The organism is Frankia sp. CgKIO3, assembly GCF_977946435.1.
Genome location: NZ_CDWTMO010000184.1, coordinates 1 through 7,437, shown reverse-complemented (window position 1 = coordinate 7,437; position 7,437 = coordinate 1). Strand labels below are relative to the sequence as shown.

The following is a 7,437-nucleotide window of genomic DNA, read 5'->3' as shown; positions in this document are numbered from 1 at the left end:
GGCATTGCTCGGAACCGGCACCTTCGGCCTGGTGATCGCCGGGCGGCACCGTCGCCTGGACCGCGCGGTCGCGATCAAGGTACTTGCCGCCAGTGGCGAGGAGGCCCAGGAGAGTTTTGAGTCCGAGGCACGGCTACTCGCGGGCATCGACCATCCGCATGTCGTCCGGGTCTATGACTATGTCGAGGACGACGGGCTCTGCCTGATAATCATGGAGCTGCTCGCCGGCGGGACTCTCACCCGTCGGCGGAAAGGAATGCTCCCGGAGCAGAGCTGCGCGGTCGGGCTGGCCGTCGCCGAGGCGCTCTCGTTTGCCCACGCCAAGGGGGTGCTGCATCGTGACGTCAAGATGGACAATATTCTCTTTGATGTCGCCGACACGCTGAAGGTCACCGATTTCGGTATCGCGAAGATCTTCGCGGGGACGGCCGCGACCGCCAGCGCTGTCGTCGGCACCCCGAAGTACATGGCACCCGAGCAGATCTCCGGCGGCCGTCTGGGCCCTGCCACCGACATCTACGCCCTGGGAATCGTTCTCTATGAGCTGTTCACCGGGGCGCCGCCGTTCCAGCAGCTGTCGTTGCCGGCTCTTTACCTGCAGCATCTGAACACGCCTCCCGACCCGCCGGCCGGTGTGCCGCCCATGGTGGCCGAGGTCGTGATGCGTGCCCTGGCGAAGGACCCGGGGCAGCGCCACCAGGACGCCCACTCGTTCGCTCTCGACCTCGCGCATGCGGTCACCGAGACCCTCGGCCCGGGCTGGGTCGGTCGCTCGGGCTTCACTGTCCGGCTCGCCGACGACCTGCGCGAGGCCACGGAACGAAGCCCCGCATCGGCGGCGACGCATCCCGCGTCTCCGGCTCCGCCTGCTCCGTCCGCGCAGGAACCCGCGCAACCATCGACGACAGGGCCGGCCGAGATGCCACAGCCGGCCTTCGCCGCGCCCGCGCGCTCCCCTCGGACCCAGACAGCCGCGGATCACACAGCCACCGCCGATCATGGCTCCGACGCTCTGGCGGAGCCCGATCAGCTCGCCACCGTCCGCCCCTGGGCACAGGGCTGGGATCCGTCAGCGGATGGCCAACCGGGCGCCACGGCATCTACCGCTTGGCCGCGGTCCGGGAAGCAGAGGAAGTCGAAGAAGCCGACGGAGAACAGGGGCAGACCGGCCAGGTCTCGGTCTCGCCGGGTCCGCTGGGTGCTCGTCGCTGTTCTGCTGCTCGCCGCGATTCCCGCGGTCGCCCTCGCTATCATTGCCACCGCCGGGGAGTCCGACCAGCCGAACCACCGCCGCCAGTCGGTCAGCGTCACCGTCTCTCCCCGAAGCCAGGCGACGACGCCTACGCTGCCCGCGTCCCTTCAGGCCCGTCACCGGGAAATCTACAATATGCTCGACCCGTACCAGATAGATCTGGGCACCTGCGAGGCCCGGACAAATCTGGAAGGAGAGCCGTGGAACGCCTGGGCAGCAATAAGCTGTAAGACGACCGCGGGCTACTTTCGGGTGCAGTTCCTCCGGTATCTCCGGGACTCTCACCTGCTGGAGTATCTGACGGTCGCCACGCGGTCGCTTGCCGCTCATGCGGAATGCAACCAGGCAGTGAATGGATGGTGGTACGCGCAGGTCGGGGGAAACTCGGTCGGTCGTAGAGTCTGCGGCCTACTGCCCGGTGGCCTCTTCCAGATCAACTGGTCCTTCGATGCCGAGCGCATCGTCGCGATTCACGAGAATCTGGTTCCGGGAGTCGTCCTCACGTGGTGGAAAGAGCACGCATGCCTCATCCGCGGCGCGTGCTGACCATGGCACACCAGCCGTCGTCGGTCGACTGGAACGCGGGGCAGAGCAGCCAGGCACCCGCCCTGCGCCGCGTTCTCCGCACAGACCTGGGGGCCGCGGGCTGTGCCGGGTCCCGTTGGCGCGGCCAGGCTGTCGACCGTGTCCAGTGCTTGATCAGGTCTGGTGGCGGCCGGTGAGCGGTGTGGCGGATCCCGTGAGCGGCGCTGTCGACAGTGACGTGTTCAACCGACTGGTCGACCGGCAACCCAGGTCCGGACGGCGGGGCGTCCGACGAGCTGGCGGACCTGTTCGCGGTGGTGCGGCGGGTGGTCTGGCCGACGCCGACCGGTTCACCGCCCCGAGCTGCCCCGGGATCGATGTCCCCCAGCAGGCGCGGCAGTGTGTGCACGGCCGGCTGGGCGGCTGGGGCGTGCTGCTCGCAGCCCGGTATCTGCGCGATGGGCTGGGCCCCGAGGCCCTGCGCGCCCAGCTTGTGCGGGACAGCGGGGTGGCGCAGCTGCGTCGCGTCCTGACTGGGCACTTCGGTAACCGGGCAGATCTGATCAGGATGGACGGCGGGCTGCGTGACGTCGACGCGGTGCTCGTCCGCACCCGGACCAGGGTCGTGCGGGCCGGCCGGCTGGTGCCGGAGATGGTCGAGGATCTGGCGGAGGAACTGGAACGGGCCCGTGCCGAGGAGCCGGCTTTCCACGAGCTCGATCTGCTGGCCGCGCATTACCGGGGCGATCTCGACCTGACGGCGGCGGAGGCCGAGGAGGTGCTCCGGGTGACCGGCGAGCACGGCCGGGGCTGCGCCGACCGGCTTGGCCTGCCCGCCGCGGCCACCCCGGCGGAGCTGGTCGCCGCCGCGGAACGGCGCGTCCAGGTGTGGGCGCGCCGGCAGGCCGACCCGACCCTGGACGCGGCGACCCAGGGCGCGGCCCGCACCCTGCTGGGCTGCTACAGCCGGCTGCGGCAACGCGCGGCCGACGCGGCCGACCTGATCGCCCGTGCGCGGGCTCTGCTCGCCTACGACGAACACGCCGACGGCGAGACGGCGGACGACTCGGAGATGGCGGAAAACGAGGAGACGGGGAAACGATGAAGGGGTCCATCAGGACAGCACCGGCGGGGGGCTCGCGATGACCGGCCTGCTGCGCGGGCTGGCACGGCGGCGCGGGCCGGAGAGTGGCCACGACACCGACGGCGTTCCGTCCTGGGTGGTCGACCGGCTGGTCGCGCTCACGCGCCAACTCGACGCCCTGGCCCGCCAGATCGATGCGCTCGTCAGGGCCGGCAACCGGCACCTCGATCAGACCGCTTCGGCCCGGAGCGGCGCCGCGACTCCCGGCGCCGCGGCTCCCGTCGGGGTCGTCTCCCGTCCCGGGGACGGGGACGGGTTCGCAGAGCCTGGCGCGCAGGAGCCGCATCCGGTGGCCCTGCGGGTCATCGACGTGCTGGACCGGCTGGACGTGCTGGTCGGGCAGGTCGGCTCCGCGCCGCTGGACCCGGCCGCGCTGGCGTGGGTGCGCCAGTCCCTCGCCGATCTGCTGCCGGTCTGCGAGGTGCATCCTGTCCGGGACGAGGGCCCGGCCGACCCGCGGCGGCACGAGGTGTTGAACCGGCGCCCGGCCCCGGACACCGCCGGGCGTGACCTCACCGGGCACATCGCGGCGACCATCCGCCCCGGCTACCGCTGGCGTGACGACCTGCTGCGGCCGCAGCAGGTGACCGTGTTCGGCCATCCCGAGGCCGAGGCCGCCGCGACGACCGCAGTGATCGACACGGGAGCACCGGCATGACCGAAACCAGCCTGCCGATGCCTGGGATTCCCAGGGCTGTCGAGAAGTCCCCGGAGAGCAGGGAAGGAACCGAGGCCGCGAGGAGCTCCGGACTCGACACGGTCCGGCGCGCGGTACTGGAGCTGTCCGACGAGGTCGAGGTGGCCACCGCCGATCTCGTCGGGGCGGGCGTGCGGCGGCGGCTGCGGGAGGACTACGAGCGGCTGGCGTCCGACCGGCGGCACGTGGTCGTCTGCGGCGAGTTCAAACGCGGCAAGTCCAGCCTGGTCGGCCGGCCGGACCTGTTCCCGTCCGACGTCGACGTGGCGACGTGTGTGGTCTCCGCGCTTGCCTGGGGGCCCGCCGACCGTGCCTGGGTGCGCCGCCGGGAACCCGCTGCTGGTGGCGGTGGCACGGGTGGGCAAGGCGCCGAGACCGAGGTCGAGATCGGGGTGGACCAGCTCCCGGAACATGTCGTCGAGCAGGGCAACCCCGGCAACCGGCGGCGGGTGGCGGGTGTGCGGATCGAGGCACCTGTGGAGCGGCTCCGCTCCGGCATCGTGATCGTCGACACGCCTGGCATCGGCAGCCTGGACCCGGCCCACAGTGCGATCACCCGCAGCCACCTCGGCCGGGCCGACGTGCTCGTCTTCGTGGTGGACGCGGTGGAGCCGCTCACCACTGGCGAGCTGCGGTTTCTGCGGGAGGCGCTGGAGGCCTGCGACACCGTCCTCACCGTGGTGACGAAAACCGACAAGGTCCGGGACCCGCAGATCGTTGTCCGGGACACCCGCACCAAGATCGCAGGCCTAGCCGGGGAGCACGGGTCGGAGAGCCCCGTGTTTCCTGTGTCGACCTACCGCCGGCTGGAGTACCTGGAGGAGCTGGGGTCCGGAATGCCGGACCCGGGACCGGACACCAGATCCGGGTTCTCCGAGCTGGAAGAGGCTCTGTGGGAGGGCGTCGGCGCGCGTACCGAGGCCGCGCGGCTCGACCGCGCCCTCGACGGCCTGCTGGGCGCGCTTGCCGCGGCCCAGGCCACGCTTCGCGACGAGCTGCAGATCATGGACGACGATGCGCCCTGGCAGCGGGCCACCGCCGACCTCGACCAGGCTGAGGAACGCCTGCGGCACCTGACCGCCGCGGAGGCGTTCTGGCACAGCGTGCTGGAGGCGATCTGGGCCGAGCGGATCCCCCCGGTCCGGGATGCCTTGGCGGCCGACTTCGCGACGGCGGCGCAGGCCCTCGCCCTGGCCGGCATCGCTCCGACCGGTTTCGCCGCGGCGGATGGCGCCGAACCGGGTGCCACTGCGGCCGGCGCCGGCCCCGACCCGGCCGCGGAGATCGAACGGCTCCGGGCGGCCGCCGTCGAGTGCACCCGCACCCTCGCCACCGCGGCCGACCAGGCTCGGCGCGCTGTCGCTGTCATCGCCCGGGACGCCTACGAGACGCTGGCCGCCCACACCGGCACGGCCAGCCCGGCCGGCGGTTCCGTCGACGGCTCCAGGCATCTCCCACCGACCAACGCGGACACCCTTGGCATCGAGGCCGGGAGTCTGGTGGACGCAGCCGACATCCCGGTGCCCGACACCGACGAGATCGTCCGGGCGGCCCGCGAACAGCGGGTGACACTGCGTGAGCGTATGAAGATAGTCGCTGGTGCGGTCACCCGGAACACGCCGCCGGCCCAGATCGCCTCCCTGCTGGTCAGGTTCGTGATGGGCCGCGGCATGGCCACGGCTTTCGGCGGGCCGGTCAGCTCCTTCGGGGCGGAGTCGTCATCCTCCGGCGGCCCGTTCCAGTCCCTGAACACGGTGATCGAGCTGGGCACCGCCTTCCAGGACGCCTTCCAGGATGTCAGGACGCAGCTCGACCAGCGCCGCGCCGTCTCCACCCGCGCCGTCCAGGAGCTGCGGCGCAGCCTGCACGACCAGATCGTGACGGCCACCAGGAGCGCCCTGGAGACCTTCGACGTAGGTGCCGCCCATGCCCGGCTTCGGGTGGAGCAGCAGTTCGCCGACCTGCTGGGTGCCGAGCTGGACGCGCTTGGCGCGACCCGGCGCAGGTTGCGGGAGAGTCACGCCGCCACCGGGCAGGCCCGCGACGAGCGCCGCGCCGTGCTGATTGACCGGCTGGCCGTCGGCCAGCACCTGCTCGACCGCGTCGACGCGCTGGCCGTCCGATGACGGTCGCTCCCGGCCTGGTGCTGGGCATCGACTTCGGCACCTGGAACTCCGCCGTCGTCATCGGCCGGCCAGACGGCTCCGTGCTCACCATCCGTGACCCGTCCTCGTCCTACGGCCAGACCTCGTTCCGTACCTCGGTCTGCGGCCGGCCGGACGGCAGCCTGGCGGTGGGAGCGGCCGCGGAGCACCAGCGGCAGCAGTACTACCGCGCCGAGTTCAAACGCGAGTTTGGCATGGACATCCCCAGCATGCTGGGCGCCCGTGTCCTGCAGCCGCACGATCTCGCCGCCGAGGTCCTGCGATTCCTACGCACCTGCGCTGAGGAACGCATCGCCGGCGAGGGCGAGCCGGAGCAGGTGGTCATCACCGTCCCGGCGAGCTGGCAGCGGGCCAGACGCGACCTGATGCGCCGCACCGCCAAGGTCGCTGGATTCGACCCGGCCCGCACCAAGCTCGTCACGGAGCCGTCCGCGGCAGCGCTGCACGCCCTGAGCAGCACCCGCCTCTCCGAGACCGGGCTGCCGGTGCTGGTCTACGACCTGGGCGGCGGGACGTTCGACGCGGCGATCGTCCAAAGCGGCGCGCGGGGTAACGGCGGCGAGTACACCACGCTCGGCCGCGTCGGCGGGCTGCCGGACGTGGGCGGCGGCGCCTTCGACCGGGCGATCCTGAGGCTCGTCCGGGAACGCCTGCCGCAGAGCGTGAAGGTGCTGGACGGGGACCCCGACGACGAGGACGTGCTGCGCCGCCGCATCCTGCTGCGGGAGGACTGCGAACGGCTGAAGTGCACGCTCGCCACCCAGCCAGAGGCCTACCAGTTTCTCACCGTCCTCGACCCGCCGGAGCCGTTCACCCTCACCCGCGGTCAGCTGGCCGAGGCCGTAGGCCCGCTGATCGACCGGACCCTGGCCGAGTGCGACCTGATCCGCGCCACCGCCGAGCTGAGCTGGGACCAGATCGTGGCCGTGGTGCCCGCCGGCGGAAGCTGCCGGCTGCCGACCGTCACCGAGCACATCCAGCGACACACCGGGCGCCCGGTCGTCCAGGTAGACGACCCGGACATGGCGGTCGCCCTCGGCGCGGTCGCCGCTGCCCGCCGCCTCGCCTGGGAGAGCAAGCACCCCGACCCGCTGCCTTCGTCCGCACGGCGTCCAGCCTCACCCTCCCCGGCCGAACCGTCTCCCACCCCGCCAACACCAGTCGGCTCGCCGCAGCAGCTCCCGCAGCAGCAGAGCCGGCCTGTCTCCCAGCCAGACCAGCACGCCCGACAGGCCGCGGATCGGGCCGCTACATGGACCCCGCAGCAGTACGTCGACGAGGTCGTCCGCCGCGCCGAACAGCGCAGGAACATCCGCATGGAGACTCTTCTCGCCGGCACACGGGCTGTCGTCTACCATTTTCCGTCCACCGTGCAGAGATTCAGAAGGCCGACCGCCAGGATCAGCGAGACCACGGCTATCACGCTGGCGATGGTGGTGGCGGAAAATGTAACGTACGCATTGGCGTCAAAATGTTGTTCGGAACTGAAGAACTATGCCGCCCAGTATTTTCGGGTGAGTCTCATGGACGAGCATGTACTGATGCCGTGTCTGGTGGCCAGATCGATTGACATGAAAGTTTCGATGTTCCAAAGTCCCGGCAGTCTGAAGGTGACCGTAAGGGATCGTCATTAAATAAGTTGATCATTTGATCT

5 protein-coding genes are annotated in these 7,437 nt (G+C 71.0%); all 5 read left to right on the top strand.

Annotated features, from left to right (window positions below):
* The coding region (locus AC08OJ_RS17080; RefSeq protein WP_476596244.1) for a serine/threonine-protein kinase at positions 1–1,798 on the top strand (1,798 nt) is incomplete at its 5' end.
* A 193-nt stretch (positions 1,799–1,991) separates the two neighbouring features.
* The gene (locus tag AC08OJ_RS17075) at positions 1,992–2,882 is read left to right on the top strand and encodes a hypothetical protein (RefSeq protein ID WP_476596243.1); all 891 of its coding nucleotides are present in this window, start codon (positions 1,992–1,994) and stop codon (positions 2,880–2,882) included.
* A 37-nt stretch (positions 2,883–2,919) separates the two neighbouring features.
* Complete coding sequence (locus AC08OJ_RS17070) at positions 2,920–3,579, top strand: hypothetical protein (RefSeq protein ID WP_476594453.1); 660 nt, start codon at positions 2,920–2,922, stop codon at positions 3,577–3,579.
* Positions 3,576–5,744, top strand: a complete 2,169-nt coding sequence (locus AC08OJ_RS17065; RefSeq protein WP_476596242.1) for a dynamin family protein — start codon at positions 3,576–3,578, stop codon at positions 5,742–5,744. The genes AC08OJ_RS17070 and AC08OJ_RS17065 overlap by 4 nt, the downstream gene beginning before the upstream one ends.
* Positions 5,741–7,417, top strand: a complete 1,677-nt coding sequence (locus tag AC08OJ_RS17060; RefSeq protein WP_476596241.1) for an Hsp70 family protein — start codon at positions 5,741–5,743, stop codon at positions 7,415–7,417. The genes AC08OJ_RS17065 and AC08OJ_RS17060 overlap by 4 nt, the downstream gene beginning before the upstream one ends.
* Positions 7,418–7,437 lie beyond the last annotated feature (20 nt).

What these genes read in the sequence shown, in the direction of transcription:
- AC08OJ_RS17065 (WP_476596242.1), top strand. Translation starts at nt 3,576, where the DNA reads ATGACCGAAACCAGCCTGCCGATGCCTGGGATTCCCAGGGCTGTCGAG.
- AC08OJ_RS17070 (WP_476594453.1), top strand. Translation starts at nt 2,920, where the DNA reads ATGACCGGCCTGCTGCGCGGGCTGGCACGGCGGCGCGGGCCGGAGAGT.
- AC08OJ_RS17060 (WP_476596241.1), top strand. Translation starts at nt 5,741, where the DNA reads ATGACGGTCGCTCCCGGCCTGGTGCTGGGCATCGACTTCGGCACCTGG.